Annotated in this window: 8 protein-coding genes; 7 read left to right on the top strand and 1 reads right to left on the bottom strand. The window is 67.0% G+C overall.

Going from position 1 to position 20,148, the window contains the following annotated elements:
- Positions 1 to 211: 211 nt before the first annotated feature.
- The 5 genes from OXG83_04130 (at position 212) to OXG83_04110 (ending at position 15,283) form a co-directional block, all read left to right on the top strand.
- The gene (locus OXG83_04130; GenBank protein ID MCY3964207.1) at positions 212 to 3,856 is read left to right on the top strand and encodes a carboxypeptidase-like regulatory domain-containing protein; all 3,645 of its coding nucleotides are present in this window, start codon (positions 212 to 214) and stop codon (positions 3,854 to 3,856) included.
- 244 nt (positions 3,857 to 4,100) lie between these two features.
- Positions 4,101 to 7,808 carry a carboxypeptidase regulatory-like domain-containing protein gene (locus OXG83_04125; GenBank protein ID MCY3964206.1) on the top strand — a complete coding sequence of 1,236 codons (3,708 nt, stop codon included), beginning with the start codon at positions 4,101 to 4,103 and terminating at the stop codon, positions 7,806 to 7,808.
- Between the two features lie 176 nt (positions 7,809 to 7,984).
- Positions 7,985 to 11,665 carry a TonB-dependent receptor gene (locus OXG83_04120; GenBank protein MCY3964205.1) on the top strand — a complete coding sequence of 1,227 codons (3,681 nt, stop codon included), beginning with the start codon at positions 7,985 to 7,987 and terminating at the stop codon, positions 11,663 to 11,665.
- A 106-nt stretch (positions 11,666 to 11,771) separates the two neighbouring features.
- A complete protein-coding gene (locus OXG83_04115; protein ID MCY3964204.1) occupies positions 11,772 to 13,550 on the top strand; it encodes a CRTAC1 family protein in 1,779 nt (592 codons plus the stop codon).
- The gene (locus OXG83_04110) at positions 13,547 to 15,283 is read left to right on the top strand and encodes a tetratricopeptide repeat protein (GenBank protein ID MCY3964203.1); all 1,737 of its coding nucleotides are present in this window, start codon (positions 13,547 to 13,549) and stop codon (positions 15,281 to 15,283) included. Before OXG83_04115 ends, OXG83_04110 begins: the two co-directional genes overlap by 4 nt.
- 35 nt (positions 15,284 to 15,318) lie before the next feature.
- Here OXG83_04110 and purU read toward each other — a convergent pair whose 3' ends face one another.
- On the bottom strand, positions 15,319 to 16,212 hold the full coding sequence (purU, locus tag OXG83_04105; protein ID MCY3964202.1) for a formyltetrahydrofolate deformylase: 894 nt from the start codon (positions 16,210 to 16,212) through the stop codon (positions 15,319 to 15,321).
- A 79-nt stretch (positions 16,213 to 16,291) separates the two neighbouring features.
- Here purU and OXG83_04100 point away from each other — a divergent pair, with 79 nt between their 5' ends.
- A complete protein-coding gene (locus OXG83_04100; GenBank protein ID MCY3964201.1) occupies positions 16,292 to 18,637 on the top strand; it encodes a PSD1 and planctomycete cytochrome C domain-containing protein in 2,346 nt (781 codons plus the stop codon).
- Positions 18,638 to 18,666: 29 nt separating this feature from the next.
- The gene (locus OXG83_04095; GenBank protein ID MCY3964200.1) at positions 18,667 to 20,145 is read left to right on the top strand and encodes a DUF1501 domain-containing protein; all 1,479 of its coding nucleotides are present in this window, start codon (positions 18,667 to 18,669) and stop codon (positions 20,143 to 20,145) included.
- Positions 20,146 to 20,148 lie beyond the last annotated feature (3 nt).

Genomic DNA, 20,148 nt, shown 5'->3' with positions numbered 1-20,148 from the left:
CGCGCGACCATGACTCGACGGAGTCGGTTAACACATCCTCGACGGGTACGCAACGCATCTTCAGGATGCTGAATCGCGACCCAACAAGTTGGATTATCGCGTCGTTTTCGACCCCCGGAACCGCCCGATTTGACACGCGGGCGGGAGTCAGCCACGATGCGCCGCTTTCTTGAACCGTTCGCTCATCAACCGACAAAGGAGAAACACCTCCATGAAGCGATTCTTGCTGGCCTCGTTGCTGGTTCTGGTGCCCGTCTGCGGGCTCGCGGACGCACCGGAAACCGCAACGATCAGCGGCCGGATAGTAGACCCCGGCGGCTCCCCGCTGCCCGGCGTGAGCGTCACGCTGAGCGGTGAGCGCGGGGACAAGTTCGGCATCACCGACGACAACGGTGCTTACCGATTCGTCGGCGTGACTCCCGGCGACTACACCCTGACCGCCACACTGGAGGGCCTCGGCGAAGCCGCGGCTGGAGTGCGCGCGGTCGCCGGCGATCGCACATCTCTTGACCTCACCTTGCAGGCCGCGATCGAGGGCGAGGTCACCGTCACCGGGGAGACGCCCATGGTCGACAAGTTCAACGTCTCCGCGGGCGCCACGGTCTCCGGCGAGATCGGCGAGCAGATCGGCGGCGTCACCCGGACCTACTACGGCATCATCAACGCCATGCCCGGCGTCACCGCCGATGCGGAGAACGACGACATTCAGCAGACCCGGCCCTCGGTCAACGGCGCGCACTTCGCCGACCAGGGTGTGTTCATCGACGGCGTGGACACGACCTTCGCCAAGTTCGGCGGCAGCCGGGTTCGGGTGCCGACCACGGCCTTGACCGAGGTCTCGATGGAAGCCGGCGGTTCGTCGGCGGAGTACGGGCGCTATGTCGGCTCCGCGACCAACGTGATCGTGAAGTCGGGCACGAACCGCTTCCACGCCGACACGCTCTGGAATCACCAGCGTGTCGACTGGGGCGCGGACTACAAGGACCAGCCCTCACTCACCGAGCGGACGAACAAGCCCTATCCGGCTGACTGGTTCAGGCGCTGCCACGGCGACGAGCGGGACGAGGGCCGCGGCCTGATTCCCGGCGGTACTGACGGCTCGCGCGAACTCGAGCCCTGCCGCCCCGGTGGCTCCGAGTGGGCCGGCGCCAGCGACGGCTTCGAAGTCTCGCTCGGCGGCCCGATCGTGCGCGACAGGTTCTGGTTCTACACCGGCTACAGCGAGTTCGACGACGCCTACGCGGAGCGGCTGGTCGGGGGCGACCCGTACGACATCAGCCTGTTCGACGACACCCGCATCATGAAGTTGAACCTGCAGGCAAGCAGCGCGCACGCGATGAACGCCTCGTGGATCGAGACACCCACCTTCAGGAACTACTTCAACCCGCAGTCCTTCGACTACTGGACCCCGACTCCCCACGAGAACGACAGCGACCTGATCACCGCCAACTGGAACTGGGCGATCTCGTCGAACTGGTTCCTGGAGGCCAAGTTGGCCCAGCAGGAGACGCAGGAGAACAAGTATCTCGGCTGCCACAACACCCTGGCCGAAGAGAATCCCGCGGTTCTGGACGTCGACGGCATGCCGATCCTTGACTGGCTCGGCCTCAGCCACCTGCCGGAAGTGCCAGCCGAGATGGTCACAACCTGCCTGCAGGCGAAGGCGTTTGACCGCGGACCGGAAGCGGGCCACTCCGAGTTGAACACCTCGGGCGGCGACACGAACTTCCCGCTACGGTTCCCCTTCGATCCTAGCCGGGGCATCTTCTGGCCGGGCAACAACTACAGGGTCTACGTCGACAGCGAGAACCTCGGCGCCTGGCACAACGGCTGGATCCTGTCCGATGGCTTCGGCTTCAACGCCTTCCCGCGGGAGCAGGCGAACATCGGCTTGACGCAGTTCGTCGGCGCGAACCACGAGCTGAAGTACGGCATCGACTACCAAGACACGAAGTGGGAGGGCGAGAACGCCCGGACCTCCTTCATGAACGGCTGGGGCTACGACTCCTACAACCCCTTCGGGTACGGCGGAGCCGGCGGCCTGGGCGACGACAGTTGCGCACTGACTCGCAACATCGGCTTCTACGATCCTGACGATCCCCACTGGTCCGGCCTGCCGACCCGTGGACGGATCTGCACCTACGTCGACTACAACTCGCCCAAGCTCAGTTGTGAAGGCGAGGTCGGTTCGGAGCTCACACCGGTCGAGATCACGCGCTCGAACGGCCAGATCCACCGGACGCCCTGGAACCACCGAACGAGTTGCATCGGCCGTGGAACGGGCGATGCAGAGATGGCGGACACGGCCTTCTATATGAGGGACCGGTTCACCGTCGGGGATCACTGGACGTTCAACCTGGGCGTGCGCGCCGAGATCCAGGAAGGCTGGAACGACATTCGCCGTAAGGTCGTTGACGCCACCTACGCGGATCCGCGCGTGAACATCACGTACGACGTCAAAGGCGACGGGCGGCTCCTGTTCACCGCGAACTGGGGTCAGTACCACGCGATGCTGAACCAGGCCTGGATCTCCGGCGGCGGAGACACCGCCGGGGGCATGCACGACCAGTGGAACGGCTACGAGGGCTACGAAGTCTGGCTCTTCTGCGATCCGATCGAGGCGGCCGTGTTCTGCCGGGTGCCGGATCGTGAAGATACGCGGTTTGCCGGCACGGTCGGTCTGCCGTTGCCGGGCTACAACTTCGCCTGGAGCACGCTGGTGCCTGGCCTGATGTGGGATGCGGTCAGACCCTGCCAGGACGGCGACGTCGCGGGCGTGGACTGCGAACTCTGGAACCACGACATCGACCCGTACTACCGGGAAGACCTCATCCTGGGGCTGGAGTGGCAGTTCGCACCGAACTGGGCGCTCGACGTGAAGTACATCGACTGGCAGATGCAGGACATGATGTTCTCCAACACCCAGTACGACCACCAGTCGCGCAACATCTTCGTCACCGGCAACTACCACGACCTCGCGGAGATCGTGACCGCTTTGGCGGACGCCCGTGAAGCCAAGGGGATCGAACGGAATCTGAACGACGAGGCCCTCGCCGCCGCAGACCCCGCAAAGAACTCCTACCGGGGGCTGCAGGTCCAGCTCAACCGCCGATTTGCGGACGGCTGGGCGCTCTACAACAACGTGGCGTGGTCGGAGACCGACACCACGGGTGCCGGGGCCTGGTGGAACAACACGAACAGCAGCTATCTGGAGAACCTGAGTGTCGTCCTGGATCAGCGGCACATCGATGAATGCAACGCCGGACAGGCGATCCCCGATCGTCGTACCGGTCGCACGGAACTCATTCCGGTGGATTGCACCCAGGCTCTGTCGCAGTATCTCGGTGTTCCGGTCTCGATGATCAACCGGCGTGGGCTCAATGGCGCCTACGACCGCACCTGGATCTACAATTCGTTCGGCTTCAAGACGTGGCGCCTCGGCGGCCACGACCTGACTCTGAGCGGTCACCTCTCGTTCCAGACCGGCACTCCCTGGGTACGCTCGGAAAGCGCGAGCATCGACTTCGATGAGGTCGTTGGCTCCGACCCGGCAAGGGTCCAGCGCAATCCGAACGACCCGAAACCGGGCACGCCGAATGACAGCGTGGGCCTGAATCTGCACACCCCTGGCACGCAGGGCCGGTTCACGTCGGACGAGTACACCCTCAACCTCAGCGGTGCCTGGGGCTTCCCCATGGGCTACCGCGACGTGAGGGGCGAAGTCCGGGTCGAGGTGCTGAACGCCACCAACCAGCAGCGGCGACGCTCCTGGGGCGGCGACGGCCAGGTGTACCCCGTGCGGCGCTTCTTCCAGCGGCCGCGCCAGGTGCGCGCCTCGCTGAGGTTCCGCTTCTAGGGCCCGAGATACGGAGGACGGCGGGCCTCAGGCCGACCGTTCGCGGGATCAAAGGGGGAGAGGGCTTCGGCTCTCTCCCCTTTCCCTTGGCGGCCGCCCGGGCAACGCCGCCGAGACCGCGCTGGATCCAGAATCTCGGATCCGCCCATGCCTCAGCGGCCCGAATCGACCGCTCCTTGACATCCGGTTGGTCCGTCATATAGTCCCTCTCACGTTTTCGTACAACTGATTCGAGGAGGAGCTTATGAAGCGACTCGCAGTGGCCCTGATGCTGCTCGTTCCGGTCGGCCTGTTCGCCGATGCACCGGAAACGGCAACCGTCAGCGGCACGATCGTTGATCCCGGAGGCTCGATCCTTCCCGGCGTCAGCATTACCCTGTCCAGTGAGCGTGGCGACAAGTTCACGATCACGGACGAGAACGGGAACTTCCGTTTCGTTGGGGTCGTCCCGGACGACTACAGCCTGTTGGCGGAACTGCAGGGACTGGGCACGGCCCGGGCCCAGTTCCACGCCGCGGCCGGTGACCGGAAGTCCATCGACCTGACGCTTCAGGCCGCCGTCGAGGGCGGCGTCGTGGAAGTCACGGGCGAAACTCCCATGGTCGACAAGTTCAACGTCACCGCGGGCAGCACGGTGACCTCCGAGATCGGTGAACAGACGGCGGGCACGACGCGCACCTACTACGGCGTGATCAACGCTCTGCCGGGCGTCACCGCCGACGCGGAGAACGACGACATCCAGCAGACGCGGCCGTCCGTCAACGGCACCCACTTCGCCGACCAGGGCGTCTACATCGACGGTGTCGACACGACGTTCGCCAAGTTCGGCGGCAGCCGGGTCTTCCTGCCCACGACGGCGGTCACCGAGGTGTCCATGGAAGCCGGCGGCTCCTCCGCGGAGTACGGCCGCTACATCGGCTCCTCGACCAACGTGATCGTCAAGTCGGGCACCAACCGGTGGCACGCCGATGCGCTCTGGCAGCGCCAGGCGATCGACTGGGGCTCCGACTACATCGACCAGCCGTCGATCGCGGCACGCCAGAACAAGCCCTACCCGAAGGACTGGTTCAAGCGCTGCCACGGCGACGAGCGCGATGCCGGGCGCGGGCTGATTCCCGCCGGCGAGCTCAGTTCGGAGCTGTTCACGACGAACCGCGAGCCCTGCCTGCCCGGCAGCGACGAGTGGGCCGGTGCCTCCGACGGCTACGAGTTCTCGGCCGGCGGCCCGATCCGGCGTGACAAGGCGTGGTTCTTCCTGGGCGTCAGCGAGTTCGACGACGCGTATTCCGAGCGGCTGATCGGCGGCGACCCGTACGACATCAGCCTGTTCAACGACGCGCGCATCTTCAAGCTGAACTTCCAGCCCACCGCGGAGCACTCCTTCGCCGCTTCGGCGATCGACACGCCCGCCTTCCGGAACTACTTCCACATTCCGTCCTCGGACTACTGGACGCCGACGCCGCACGAGAACGACAGCGTGCTGTCGACGGTCAACTGGAACTACGCCATCTCCGGCAACTGGTTCCTGGAAGCGAAGGTCGCCCAGCAGGAGACGCAGGAGAACAAGTACCTCGCCTGCTACAACAAGCTGGAGCAGGAGAACCCCGAAGTTCTCAGCGTCGACGGGATCCCCATCCTCGAATGGCTGGCTCAGGACAACTTCCCCGCAGCCTCGGCCCACATGGTGGAAACCTGCCTGCAGGCGAAGTCGCTCGACCGCGGTCCGATCGCCGGTCACATGGCGACGAACACCTCGGGCGGCGACACCAGCTACCCGTTGCGGTTCCCGTTCCGGCCCGAACTGGGCATCTTCTATCCCGGCAACAACTACAACGTGTACCGGGACAACGAGAACCTGCAGGCCTGGCACAACGGCTGGATTCTCTCGGACGGCTTCGGCTTCAACGCCTTCCCGCGCGAGCAGGCGAACGTCGGCCTGACCCAGTTCGTCGGCGCCAACCACGAGTTGAAGTACGGCCTGGACTACCAGGACACGAAGTGGGAGGGTGAGAACGCCCGCGTGCCGCTATTCAACGGCTGGGGCTTCGACGCCACGAACCCCTTCGGCTACTACCAGGCCGGGTCGCTCGAGGACGATTCGTGTTCCCTCCTGCGGGGTTACGGCACATCGCCCGACAACCCGAACTTCCTCGGCGCCACGACGCGGGGCCGCGGTTGCTACTTCGTCGATTACAACTCGCCGCTCCTGACCTGCGAGGGCAACCACACGGACGGCTTGCCGCACCGGCCGACCCAGATCGAGCGCGTGAACGGCGAGATCGTCCGCACGATCGGTACCTGCGTGGGGCGTGGCAGCGGTGACACCGAGGTTCGCGACATCGGCTTCTACATCCGCGACCGGTTCACCGTCGGCGACCACTGGGTGGTCAACGTTGGCCTCCGGGCGGAACAGCAAGAGGCCTGGAACGATGTCCGGCGGCAGGTCGTGGACGACACCTACGTCGATCCGCGGATCAACATCTCCTACGACGTGAAGGGTGACGGCGCTCTGCTGCTCAACGCCACGTGGGGCCAGTATCACGCGATGCTGAACCAGGCGTGGATCTCGGGCGGCGATGTGGCCCGGCCCAGCATGCACGATCTGTGGAACGGCTACGAGGGACGGGAGGTCTTCCTGTTCTGCGATCCGCTCGACGTCTTCGGCATGAACCTGCTGAGGTCGATCGGGTACATCAGCTACGACTGCAACCACCCGTCGCGGCGGGACACGATCCGCAACGACACGGTGGGCCAGGGAATCCCCGGCTACAACGTTTCCTGGGAACTGGCGCAGCCGGGTCTGATGTGGGACGCGGTCCAGGAGGGCTACTACGACTTCGATATCCAGACCTACTACAAGCAGGAGGCGATCATCGGCCTCGAGTGGCAGTTCCGCCCGAACTGGGCGCTGGATGTCAAGTACATCGACTGGCAGTTGCAGGACATGATGTTCTCCAACTTCCAGCTCGATTACCGGGGCCGCAACATCGGCATCACCGAGAACTATCACGACCTCGAGAAGATCGTTCTCGCGTTTGACGATGCGAGAGCGCAGAGGTGGGCGGAAGCCGGCTTCGACGAGGCGGACCGCACGAGTGCCGTCAACCGCGAGGCCCTGGCCAACGCGGATCCTGCGAAGAACTCCTACCGGGGTCTGCAGATCCAGTTGAACCGGCGGTTCGCGGACGGTTGGGCGCTCTACAACAACGTCGCCTGGTCCGAGACGGACACCACGGGCGGAGGCGTCTGGTGGAACAACACGGACAGCGGCTACCTGGAACTCGCTCACGTGAACCTCGGCGAGGGCCACATCGAGGACTGTCAGGAAAGCCAGACGGAACCTGATCGCCGCACCGGCAGGACGAGGACATTTCCCGAGGACTGCTACGCGCGGCTCTCGCAGTTCATCGGCATGCCGGGCAGCATGATCAACCAGCGCGGTCCAAACCACGTGTACGACCGCACCTGGATCTACAACTCCTTCGGGTTCAAGACCTGGCGGATCGGTAACCAGGATCTGACGCTGGGTGGTCACCTGACCTTCCAGACCGGCACCCCCTGGTACCGGTCGGAAGGCGCCGGCGTCGGCGCCGCGAAGACCTGCGCCCCGGGCGCGAGGCCTTCGGGACTGCGGACCTGCCCGCCGATCACTCCCTCCGACCCGACCAGCGACGCGCGGCCGGGCACGGCGAATGGCGGTATCGGCGTTCGCCTGTTCCCGTCGGGCGCCGAGGGACACCGAACCTCGGACGAGTACACGGTCAACCTGAGTGGCGCCTGGGGCTTCCCCATGGGCTACCGGGACGTTCGTGGCGAGGTCCGGGTGGAGGTCCTGAACGCGACGAACCAGCAGCGTCGTCGCGATTGGGACGGTCGTGGCGAGGTCTACCCCGTGCGCCGGTTCTTCCAGCGCCCGCGGCAGATCCGCGCCAACATCAAGTTCCGGTTCTAGAACCGGACTCCAGAACCAGGGGTGCCGGCCCCTGGTTCACCGGAATCAAGGGGGAGAGGGCTTCGGCTCTCTCCCCTTTCTTCATGTCGATCATCCAACCCTCTGGATCCGGTTTGACGCCACTCAGGTTGGTCGTATAGTCGCTTCACCATTGCTAGCACTCCGAGGAGGAGTTCATGAAGCGACTCTCTTTAGTCCTGTTGCTGCTGGTCCCCGTGGGCGCCTTCGCCGACGCACCGGAGACCGCGACCGTCAGCGGCACGATCGTTGACCCGGGGGGCTCCACCCTTCCTGGTGTCAGCGTCACATTGTCAAGTCCCCGCGGCGACAAGTTCGCGGTTACCGACGAGAACGGCCAGTTCCGGTTCGTCGGCGTCGTGCCCGACACCTACGAACTGACGGCGGAACTGGAGGGCCTGGGCGCGGCCCAGGCGACCTTCCACGCCGCCGCCGGCGACCGCAAGGCCGTGGACCTCACGCTGCAGGCGGCGGTCGAGGGCGGCGTCGTTGACGTCACGGCCGAAACGCCCATGGTCGACAAGTTCAACGTGACGGCCGGCAGTACGGTGACGTCCGAGATCGGCGAGCAGACCGCCGGCACGACGCGCACCTACTACGGCGTGATCAACGCCCTTCCGGGCGTCACCGCCGACGCGGAGAACGACGACATCCAGCAGACTAGGCCGTCCGTTAACGGCACCCACTTCGCCGACCAGGGCGTCTATGTCGACGGCGTCGACACGACGTTCGCCAAGTTCGGCGGCAGCCGCGTCTTCCTGCCGACGACGGCGCTTACCGAGGTCTCGATGGAGGCGGGCGGCTCGTCCGCCGAGTACGGCCGCTACATCGGCTCGTCGACCAACGTGATCGTCAAGTCGGGCACGAACCGCTGGCACGCGGACGTCCTCTGGAACCACCAGCGTGTCGACTGGAGCGCCGACTACAAGGACCAGCCCTCGATTGCGGAACGCCGCAACAGGCCGTACCCCGTGGACTGGTTCCGGCGCTGCCACGGCGACGAACGGGACCAGGGCCGCGGACAGATTCCGCCCAGCATCGTGGAAGAAGTCTCCACGATCAACCGCGACGCCTGCCTGCCCGGCAGCGACGAGTGGGCCGGCTCAAGCGACGGCTATGAGTTCTCGGCAGGCGGGCCACTCCGGCGGGACAAGGCGTGGTTCTTCCTGGGCGTGAGCGAGTTCGACGACGCGTATTCCGAGCGGTTGCTGGGAGGCGATCCCTACGACGTCAGCCTGTACGCCGACGCCCGCATCCTCAAGCTGAACATGCAGCCGTCGCCCAGCCACTCCTTCGCCGCCTCGGGGATCGACACGCCTGCATTCAGGAACTACTTCAACTGGCAGTCCTACGACTACTGGACGCCGACGCCGCACGAGAACGACAGCGTCCTCTCCACGATCAGTTGGAACTGGGCGATCTCGGGCGACTGGTTCCTGGAGGCGAAGATCGCCGACCAGGAGACCCAGGAAAACAAGTTCCTGGCCTGCCACGACCTCCTGGAACAGGAGAACCCGGCCGCCCAGGCGGTGGACGGGATTCCGATCCTCGAGTGGCTGTCCCAGGACAACTATCCGGAGACCCCGGCACGCATGGTGGAGACCTGCCTGCAGGCGAAGTCCCTCGACCGCGGACCGGTCGCCGGTCACACGGCGACGAACACGTCGGGCGGCGACACCAGCTATCCGCTGCGCTTCCCGTTCGACCCGAGCCTGGGCATCTTCTATCCCGGCAACAACTACAACGTGTACCGGGATGCGGAGAACCTCGCTTCCTGGCACAACGGCTGGATCCTCTCGGACGGCTTCGGCTTCAACGCCTTCCCACGCGAGCAGGCGAACGTCGGCCTGACCCAGTTCGTCGGCGCCAACCACGAGTTGAAGTACGGCATCGACTACCAGGACACGAAGTGGGAGGGCGAGAATGCCCGCGTTCCCCTGCTACAGGGCTGGGGCTTCGACCCGACGAACCCGTTCGGGTTCCTCGGCGCCGGAACGATCGCCGACGACACCTGCGCCACTCCGTTCACGCGAACCGGGACTTCGGCGATCCGCGGCCGGACCTGCTACTTCACCGACCACAACTCGACGTTCCTGACCTGCGAAGGCAACGCCCCCGACGGTTTGCCCCACCGGCCGACCACGGTCGAGCACATCAACGGTGAGGTCGTCCGCACGCCGGGCACCTGCGTCGGCCGCGGCAGCGGCGACACCGAGGTTCGGGACATCGGCTTCTACGTCCGCGACCGCTTCACGATCGGCGACCATTGGGTGGTCAACGTCGGCCTCAGGGCAGAAAACCAGGAGGCCTGGAACGATGTCCGGCGCCAGGTGATCGACGACACCTACGTCGACCCGCGGATCAACCTCTCCTACGACGTGAAGGGTGACGGCGCCCTGCTGCTCAACGCGAGCTGGGGCCAGTACCACGCAATGCTGAACCAGGCGTGGATCTCGGGTGGAGACTCGAACGTTCCCAGCATGCACGACCTGTGGAACGGCTACGAGGGGCACGAAGTCTTCCTCTTCTGCGACCCGGCGGACATCGCGACGTTCGACTTCCTGCAGTTCCTCGGCCTGACGAACTACGGCTGCCGGGTTCCCCAGCGGAGAGACTCGCTTCACGCCGGAACGGTCGGCGCACCGCTGCCGGGCTACAACCTCTCGTGGGAGTTGACGACGCCGGGTCTCATGTGGGATGCCGTGCAGGCTGGCGTCTTCGACTACGACGTGCAGACCTACTACAAGCAGGAGGCGATTCTCGGCCTCGAGTGGCAGTTCCGGCCGAACTGGGCCCTCGACGTCAAGTACATCGAATGGCAGTTGCAGGACATGATGTTCTCCAACAACCAGCTCGACCACAAGGGCCGGAACATCGGCGTGACGGAGAACTACCACGACCTCCAGGAGATCCTGATCGCGTTCGACGACGCGCGCGCCGCGACCTGGGCCGCCCAGGGCTACGATCCGGCCGCACGTCCGGCCCAACTGAATCGCGAGGCACTCGAGTTGGCCGACCCGGCCAAGAACGCGTACAAGGGGGTTCAGGTCCAGTTGAACCGCCGTTTCGCGGACGGCTGGGCGCTCTACAACAACCTCGCCTGGGCCAGCACCGACACGACCGGCGCCGGCGCCTGGTGGAACAACACGAACAGCACCTACCTCGAGGCGGCTCACGTCGTTCTGAACCAGCAGAACATCGACAGTTGCCAGGCGGCCCAGACGAGACCCGACCGCCGTACCGGCCGGACGCCGCTCTATCCGGAGGACTGCGTCGCCCGCCTGACGGACTGGCTCGGCTATCCGGCAAGCATGATCAACCGGCGCGGCGCCAACGGCTCCTACGACCGCGAGTGGATCTACAACTCGTTCGGTTTCAAGACCTGGCGACTGGGCAACCAGGACCTGACGCTCGGCGGTCACCTCACGTTCCAGACCGGAACGCCCTGGAACACCTCGTCAGGCGCAGGCTACGAGAGGCCCTGCGGTCCCAGGCCGCCCGGCATCCCGCCGACGATTCCGATCTGCCTGCCGGTCGACGTGACGGACGCGAACGCCAACCAGCGGCCCGGGACCTCGAACACGGGCGTCGGTTTCCCCCTCCACCCCTCGGGCACGGAGGGCCGGCGAACCGCGGATGAGTACACGCTCAACCTGAGCGGCGCCTGGGGCTTCCCCATGGGCTTCGGGGACGTCCGGGGCGAACTTCGGGTCGAGGTGCTGAACGCGACGAACCAGCAGCGCCGCCGCTCCTGGAACAGCGCCGGCGAGGTGCTGCCCGTGCGCCGGTTCTTCCAGCGCCCGCGGCAGATCCGGGCCAACATCAAGTTCCGGTTCTAGGACGGATCCACAGAACCGAGGTCGCAAGCCCCGGTTCCAGCGACTCGAGGGGGAGAGGGCTTCGGCTCTCTCCCCTTTCCCTTGCCCGCTCCATACACTCGGTACGATGCCGCTGAAACCCCACGCGCTCGCTACGGTCCTCCTGATCACGATGGCCGGGTTCCTTAGCTGCGCCGAAGACCCACGGATCGGCCGCGGCGGGGAACCGGTGACTTCGCACGCACCAGCGACCCCGGCGGAGCCTGCCGCCTTCCACGAACGGGCCGCCGAAGTCGGCCTCATCTTCCGGCACCAAAACGGCGCCCGCGGCCGCTACCTGCTGCCCGAGATCATGGGCTCGGGCGCGGCGCTCTTCGATGTCGACGGCGACGGCGACCTCGACGCGTACCTGGTTCAGGGAGCCGATCTGCGGCCGGCCGCCAACGCGGCCGGCTCACCCACCCGTGACCGCCTGTTTCGCAACGAACTGGCCGAAACCGGCGAACTGGGCTTCGTCGACGCAACAGAGGACTCCGGCATCGAAGAGGCGGGCTACGGCATGGGCGTCGCCGCCGGAGACTTCGACGGGGACGGCCAGGTCGATCTCTACGTGACGAACCTGGGCCCCAACCGGCTCTGGCGGAACGTAGGCAATGGCCGCTTCGAGGACGTGACAGCCGTGGCAGGAGCCGACGATCCCAGGTGGAGCGTTCCGGCCGCCTTCTTCGACTACGACGGCAACGGCACGCTCGACCTGTTCATTGCCAACTACGTCGACTTCAACCTCGGCAGCCACACGCTCTGCACCTTCGGCAGCGGCGAGCCGGACTACTGCAGCCCGAAGACCTACCGCGCCGAGCCGGACCGTCTTTTACACAACCTCGGCGACGGGCAGTTCGAACAGACGACGGATCGCGCCGGCCTCGCCAGCGAGTTCGGCAACGGCCTCGGCGCGGTGCCGGCCGACCTCGACCTCGACGGCCGGCTCGATCTCTACGTCGCCAACGACGGCATGCCGAACCAGATGTGGATGAACCGTGGTGGCGGCCGCTTCGAGAACCGGGCCCTGTTCGGCGGCTCGGCGGTCAATCGCCGCGGCGAGGCCGAGGCGGGCATGGGCGTCGATGCCGGTGACCTGGATGGGGACGGCGACGAGGATCTCTACGTGACCCACATCACGGGAGAGACGAGCACCCTCTACCTGAACGACGGCGACGGCCTGTTCACCGACGCCGGCATGCCCGCCGGCCTGGACACTCCCAGTCTGCCGATGACCGGCTTCGGCACCGGCTGGATCGACTTCGACAACGACGGCGACCTCGACCTCCTGGCGGTGAACGGCGCCGTGCGGCGCCTGGATCGCGCCCGCTCCGGCGAGGCCGCGGCCACGCGCGCGGCCGCCGGCAGTGACCACGAGCGGCGCTTCGGCCAACCGAACCAGCTCTTCCGCAACCTGGGCGACGGTCGCTTCGAAGATGCGTCGTCGCTTGGGGGACCGGCCTTCGCGGCCTATGAGGTCTCCCGTGGAGCCTCCTTCGGCGACGTCGACAACGACGGAGACACGGACGTTCTCATCACGAACAACAACGGACCGGCGCGGCTGCTGCTCAACCTGGTCGGCCAGGACAACGGCTGGATCGGTCTCCGCCTGGTCACCGCGGACGGCGACCGAGACGCCATCGGAAGCCTGGTCCGTGTCGTGCTGGACGACGGTCGGACGATCACGCGCCGGGTCCGCACAGCGATGAGCTACGCCTCGTCAAGCGATCCACGCGTGCTGATCGGACTCGGGTCCGCGGAAGTCGAGGACGTCCAGATCTCCTGGCTTGGCGGCGCCGACGAGTCCTTCGGAGCACTCCCGCCGCTCACCTACCACGAACTCCGCCAGGGAGAGAGCCGACGATGAACCGTCACTGGTTCGCGGGCGCTCTGCTAGCCATCCTCGGGTGCGGCGGCGCCGAGCGCCTGCCGCTCCCCTCCAGCTACGAAGCCCACGATCCGGCGGTCCGCAGCCAGGTCGCCAGCCTGGAGCACAGGATTCGCTCGCTCGAGGATGCCGGCGCAGCCGGCCCCGAGTTGGCCGCCGCCGTCGGCGAGCTCGGCCGGCTCTACCACGGCGCGCAACTCCTCGACAGCCACGCCTTCACGGCGCTCGAGGCGGCCGAGGACTGCTACCGGGAAGCGCAGCGACTTGACCCATCCGACCATCGCTGGCCCTACCTCCGCGGTTTCGCCGAGGAGACCCGCGGCGACCACGACACGGCGGCTGACTCCTACCGCGCGGCACTGGCGGTCGAACCCGAGCTGGTGCCGGCGATCCAGCGCCTCGCCCAATCGGAGGTCGAGCGTGGCCGCACCGACGAGGCGACCGCGCTTTGGAACAGAGCGCTGGAACTGCGACCCGGTTTCCCGCCGGCCCTGTACGGACTCGGGTTACTCGCTCTGGACCGAGGCGACACGGAGACCGCGACTGACTACCTTGAGCGCGCCGTAGCCGCTGAACCAGGAGCCGGCCGCGGACACTATTCGCTCGCCATGGCCTGGCGCCGCCTGGGCGATGAAGACCGCGCAGCGCAGCACCTGGCGGAGGCAAGCCACACCGACTTCCCGTTCGACGACCCCCTGGTCCGGGAACTCGCCTACCTGCCTGCCGGCAGCGCCGCCCTGGTCCAGCAGGGCCTGATCGCGGTGCAGGCCGGCGAGTTCGCCGCCGCGGCGACCGTCTTCGGCCGCGCCATCGAAGCGGATCCGACGAACCTGGAGGCACGCAAGCACCTCGCACTGGCCCACGTCGACGCCGGTCAGTTCGAGCAGGCCGAGGCCGCCTACGAAGAACTCCTGGCGCTCGACCCTGACCAAACGTCGGCCCACTTCGAATTCGCCCAACTGCTGGCGAACCGCGGCCAGGCGGCCGAGGCGATCAGGCACCTGACCCGGGCGACCGAGCTGGCCCCCGATTACAAGCAGGCCCACTACCAGCTCGCACTCCTCCTCGACCGAGCAGGCAGGCCCGCGGAAGCACTGGAGCGCTACGACCGTGTACTGGCGCTCGACCCCGACTATGCCGAAGCAGGGACCCGTCGCGCCACCGCCCTCGCATCGTCGGGACGGCCGGAGGAAGCGCTCCAAATCCTGCGCACACGCGTCGCCAACGCCCCCTCGGACGCAGCCGCCGTGCAGGCGCTCAGCGTCGTGCTGCGACAGCAGAATCGGGTAGGAGAGGCTCGGGCCGCCCTCGAACGGAGTCTCCGCTCGGCACAGTTCGTCGCCGTTGACGAGGCTCGGTTGCGCACCGAACTCGGCGGCATCCTTGCCATCGAGGGCCGCCTGCAGGACGCCGCCCGGGAACTCCGGACAGCGCAGCAGCTCGATCGGACGGAACCCCAAACCAGCTTCGTCCTCGGCATGGTCCTCCTCGATCTGCGCCGTCCCGAGGAGGCAGCGCGGGCCTTCGCCGCAGCCCTCGCCGTTCGCCCCGACCTCACGCCGGCCCGCCTGCGTCTGGCCGCCATCATGGCCCAGACCGACCGCTGCGACGAAGCACTCGCGTTGGTGGAAGACGGCAGACGTTTCGCCGGAAACGACCCGGCGTTCGCCCAGGTATCGCGGCAGTTGCGTACGGCCTGCGCCGAGCGGTAGATGCTCCCGCAGAGGGATTCGCCGCTTCGCGGCGGTCAGCCGAAGACGATCGCCCGGTTATCCACCACGAGGACCCGGTGCTCGAGGTGGGCCTGAACCGCGCGGGCCAGCACCACCCGTTCCAGATCCCTGCCCCGGCGCACCAGCGTCGTGACCGAGTCGCGGTGGCTGACCCGCGTCACGTCCTGCTCGATGATCGGTCCCTGGTCGAGTTCCGCCGTCGCGTAGTGGGCAGTGGCGCCGACGACCTTGACGCCGCGCAGGTAGGCCTGACGGTACGGACTGCCGCCCGGGAAGGCCGGCAGAAACGAGTGATGAATGTTGATCACCCGGTTCGGGAAGCACTCGAGGAACCGCGGCGTGAGGATCTGCATGTAGCGCGCCAGCACGACGAGGTCGACCCGGGCCTCCTCGAGGATCCCGATCATCTGTTCTTCCTGCTCGCTGCGCGTCTCCCGAGTCACCGGCAGATGGTGGTACGGGAGGCCGTTGTACTCCGCTTCCGCCACATGGTCGGGATGGTTGCTGATGATGCACACCGGCCGCCCCGGAAGCTCGCCCAATCTCCAGCGCGACAGGATGTCGTGCAGGCAATGGGCCGGCTTCGACGCCAACACCCCGACCCGCTGCTCCTGGTCCGAGAACGCGATCCGGCTCCGGACCGAAAAGTGGTCGCCGATCTCCCACTCCACCAGCGGCCGGATCGTCTCCCGATCCAGATCGAAGTGGTCGATCTCGAACTCCAGACGCTGGAAGAACTTGCCCTGCTCCTCGTCGCGGTGGGTTTCGGACGAGCAGATGATCCCGCCGTGATCGTTCACGAATCCGGTGACGGTCGCGATGATGCCGATCGCATCGTCGCAACTCAGCAGCAGGGTCGCCGTCACGTCGTGCGGCGCCGGCAGGGCGCCGTGTCGGTGCGTGCTCAAACCGCCGATGAGTGTACAGGCCGCACCGACTCCGCCTGGACCCGCTCTCCATGCTGACGCCGGCTTGCCGCAACGCGGTATGATCGCCGGCACCATGCCAGGCTGCTCGCAGCGGACGGGATCTGCGGTCGTCGCCGGTCCGGCGATCCTGCTTGCCCTGCTGTTCGCGGCCTCTGGCGGCGCCCAGACCGCCCAGACGCCGGCGGACGGCATCAAGCTGTTCGAAGAGAACGTTTGGCCGGTGCTGGAGCAGAACTGCTTCATGTGCCACTCCGACCCGGAACGGGCCGAGAACGGTCTCCTCCTGACGACGAGGGCCGGACTCCTGCGCGGGGGCGAACGGGGACCGGCGGTCTCGACCTCCGAGCCCGCCCTGAGCCTGCTCCTCCACGCGATCGCGTACGAGGACGAACAGTTGCAGATGCCGCCGCCGGGCCGACTCGCCGAGGCGGACCTCGAGGTGATCCGGCAGTGGGTGCTGCTCGGCGCTCCGTTCGGAGGTGACGAAGACGAGCTCACTGAGGTCGCACCGGCCGAGGACGCGTTCGAGATCACCGACGCCGACCGGGAATGGTGGTCCGTGCGACCGCTCGTGCGACCGGACGTCCCGGCCGTGGCGGACTCGGACTGGCCGCTCAGCCCCATCGACCATTTCCTGCTTGCCAAACTCGAGGCGGCCGGCCTCGAGCCGCCGCCGCCGGCCGACCGCCGCGCCCTGATCCGGCGCGCGAGCTATGACCTGACGGGCCTGCCGCCGACCCTCCAGGAGGTCGAGGCATTCGAGCAGGACCAGCGCCCGGACGCCTGGGAACGCCTGATCGACCGCCTGCTCGCATCCCCTCACTACGGCGAGCGCTGGGGCCGGCACTGGCTCGATCTCGTCCGCTACGCGGAGACGGACGGCTACGAACGCGACCGCAAGAAGCCCTCCGCCTGGCGCTACCGCGACTGGGTGATCGACGCGCTGAACGCGGACATGCCGTACGACGAGTTCCTGACCCATCAACTCGCCGGCGACGAACTCGACAACCCGACCGCGGCATCGGTCATCGCCACCGGCTACCTGCGGCTGGGCATCTGGGACGACGAGCCCACCGACACGGAACTGGCGCAGTACGACGACCTCGACTCGGTTCTCGACACGACGTCCCGGGTCATGCTCGGCATGTCGATTGGCTGCGCCCGCTGCCACAACCACCGCGGCGACCCGATCCCGCAGACGGACTACTACCGGATGCTGTCGTTCTTCCGGGGCATCGCGCCCTACAAGGTCGGCGGCGGCAACGAGCCCACACCCGAGAACTACACGGACTGGATCCCGGCCGACCTGGGAACGGCGGAAGCTGGCGGTCCGCCCGTGGAAGGTCCGCCCGCGAACCTGATCGATGTCCTGCGCGTGAAGGAGCTCGGTCCGGAAGCGCCGCCGACGCACGTCCTGATCCGCGGCAACCCCCATGCGCCGGCCGAACGGGTCGAGCCCGGCTTCCCGCTCATCCTCGGCGACGCGGACCCGGGGTTCGAGCCCCGGTCTCCCGACTCCCCCACGACCGGAAGGCGCCTGGCCCTGGCCCGCTGGATCGCCGCCGACGGCAACCTGCGCACGTCCCGGGTGATGGCGAACCGCCTCTGGCAATACCACTTCGGCCGCGGCCTGTCGCCCACGCCCAACGATCTGGGCCGCTTCGGCGAGCCCGCGACCCACCCGGAACTCCTAGACTGGCTGGCCACGGAGTTCACGGCGCGGGACTGGAGCCTGAAGTCGATGCACCGGCTGCTCATGACGAGCCGCGCCTACCAGATGTCCTCGCGGCCGCCGGAGGGGTCCCTCGAAGTCGATCCCGGCAACGACCTGTTCAGCCGCTTCAACATGAGGCGTCTGGCGGCCGAGGAGATCCGGGACTCGGTCCTCGCCGCGACCGGCACGCTGAACCTCGAAGTCGGCGGCCCGAGCGTCTACCCGCCGATGCCGGCGGAGGTGCTGGCCACGGCGTCCCAGCCCGACAAGGCCTGGGGCGAGGCGACGCCCGACGAGGCGGCGCGGCGCAGCATCTACATCCACGTCAAGCGCTCTCTGCTGCACCCGCTGCTGGAGAGTCTCGACCTGGCCGACACCGACTCGACCTGCCCCGTGCGCTTTACCACGACCCAGCCGACGCAGGCGCTGATGATGCTGAACGGCGACTTCATGAGCAAGCAGGCCAGGGCGCTCGCGGCGCGGATCGAGGGCGCCGACGGTACGGTCGAAGATCGCGTGACCGAGGCGCTCGAGGCCGTGCTGGCGAGACGGGCCGAACGGGTCGAAGTCGCCCGAGGCGTCGGCCTGATCGAGGAGCTGGAACGGGAGGAAGGCTTCGAACCCGAAGCGGCATTTGCCAGCTACTCCCTTCTGTTGTTGAATCTGAACGAGTTCGCCTATCTGGATTGAGAGACCCGTCTCGACTGAGGAGCGGAACGATGACCTACGACAATGAACGCCCACGCAATACCTTCTGCGGTCAGACCCGGCGCGAGTTCCTCTGGGAGGCAGGAGGTGCTTTCACCTCCGTGGCCCTCGCCGGCATGCTCAGCACGGACGACTTCCTCGCCGCGCAGACCGTCGCGGCCGACGGCGTGACCGAGTGGAAGAACCCCCTCGCCGCCAGGCCGCCCCACTTCGACGGCCCGGCGAAGGCGGTCATCTTCCTGTTCATGTACGGCGGCCCCAGCCAGGTCGACACCTTCGACTACAAGCCGGACCTCTACCCCCTGGACGGCAAGACGATCGAGATCAGGACGAAGGGGCGAGGCGGCTCGCGGAACCAGGGGCGGGTGGTCGGACCAAAGTGGAAGTTCAAGCAGTACGGCGAGTGCGGCAAGTGGGTCTCCGACCTCTTCCCGAACCTCGGCGGCTGCGTCGACGACATCGCCTTCATCCACTCGATGACGGCGGACGCGCCGCTTCACGGCTCGGCAATGCTGCAGATGAACAGCGGCCGCATTCTCTCCGGCAGCCCCGCGCTCGGTTCCTGGGTGAACTACGGCCTGGGGACGGAGAATGAGAATCTGCCCGGATTCGTCGTCATGCTCGACCCCACCGGCGGTCCGATCAGCGGCGCCAAGAACTGGTCGAGCGGCTACATGCCCGCCAGCTACCAGGGCACCGTGATCCGCTCGAGCGGGACGCCGATCCTGGCGCTCGACCCGCCGCCCGGCATGTCGCGCCAGGCCCAGCGAAGACTCCTCGACCGCCTGCGCGAGTACAACGAGGAGCACGCCGCGACGAGGGCCGAGAACAGCGAACTCGCGGCCCGCATCGCCAGCTACGAACTCGCCTACCGGATGCAGCAGCATGCGCCGGAGGCGGTCGACCTGTCTGATGAGTCGGAGGAGATCCGCCGCCTCTACGGTCTGGACCAGGATCGCACGAAGGACTTCGGCCGGCGGTGCCTGCTGGCGCGCCGCCTGGTCGAGCGCGGCGTGCGCTTCATCCAGGTCTACTCCGGCGGCAACCACAACGACCACAACTGGGACGCCCATGGCGATCTGGTCAAGAATCACGAGTATCACGCCGGCGGCACGGACCTGCCCATCGCCGGTCTGCTGCGCGACCTGAAGCAGCGGGGCCTTCTCGACAGCACTCTGGTCATCTGGGGCGGGGAATTCGGCCGTCAGCCCACCGCGGAGTACGCGGAGGGCACCGGCCGTGACCACAACGCCTACGGCTTCACGATGTGGATGGCGGGCGGCGGGATCAAGGGCGGAACGAGCGTCGGCGAGACGGACGAACTCGGCAACCGGGCCGAGGTCGACCGGTTCCACGTGAAGAACCTCCACGCCACGGTGCTCCAGCAACTGGGCCTCGACCCGAACGCCCTGTCCTACTTCCACGCCGGCCTCGACCAGAAGCTGGTCGGCGTCGAGGGCGCGCAGCCGATCCACCAGATCATCGCTTAGAGC

It is taken from the genome of Acidobacteriota bacterium, assembly GCA_026707545.1.
Taxonomy (GTDB): domain Bacteria; phylum Acidobacteriota; class Thermoanaerobaculia; order Multivoradales; family Multivoraceae; genus Multivorans.
This window is presented reverse-complemented; position numbering and strand designations above follow the sequence as displayed.

Excerpts from the sequence above, each read along its gene's own strand:
- OXG83_04130 (MCY3964207.1), top strand. The coding sequence starts at position 212 with ATGAAGCGATTCTTGCTGGCCTCGTTGCTGGTTCTGGTGCCCGTCTGC.
- OXG83_04125 (MCY3964206.1), top strand. The coding sequence starts at position 4,101 with ATGAAGCGACTCGCAGTGGCCCTGATGCTGCTCGTTCCGGTCGGCCTG.
- OXG83_04120 (MCY3964205.1), top strand. The coding sequence starts at position 7,985 with ATGAAGCGACTCTCTTTAGTCCTGTTGCTGCTGGTCCCCGTGGGCGCC.
- OXG83_04115 (MCY3964204.1), top strand. The coding sequence starts at position 11,772 with ATGCCGCTGAAACCCCACGCGCTCGCTACGGTCCTCCTGATCACGATG.
- OXG83_04110 (MCY3964203.1), top strand. The coding sequence starts at position 13,547 with ATGAACCGTCACTGGTTCGCGGGCGCTCTGCTAGCCATCCTCGGGTGC.
- OXG83_04100 (MCY3964201.1), top strand. The coding sequence starts at position 16,292 with ATGATCGCCGGCACCATGCCAGGCTGCTCGCAGCGGACGGGATCTGCG.
- OXG83_04095 (MCY3964200.1), top strand. The coding sequence starts at position 18,667 with ATGACCTACGACAATGAACGCCCACGCAATACCTTCTGCGGTCAGACC.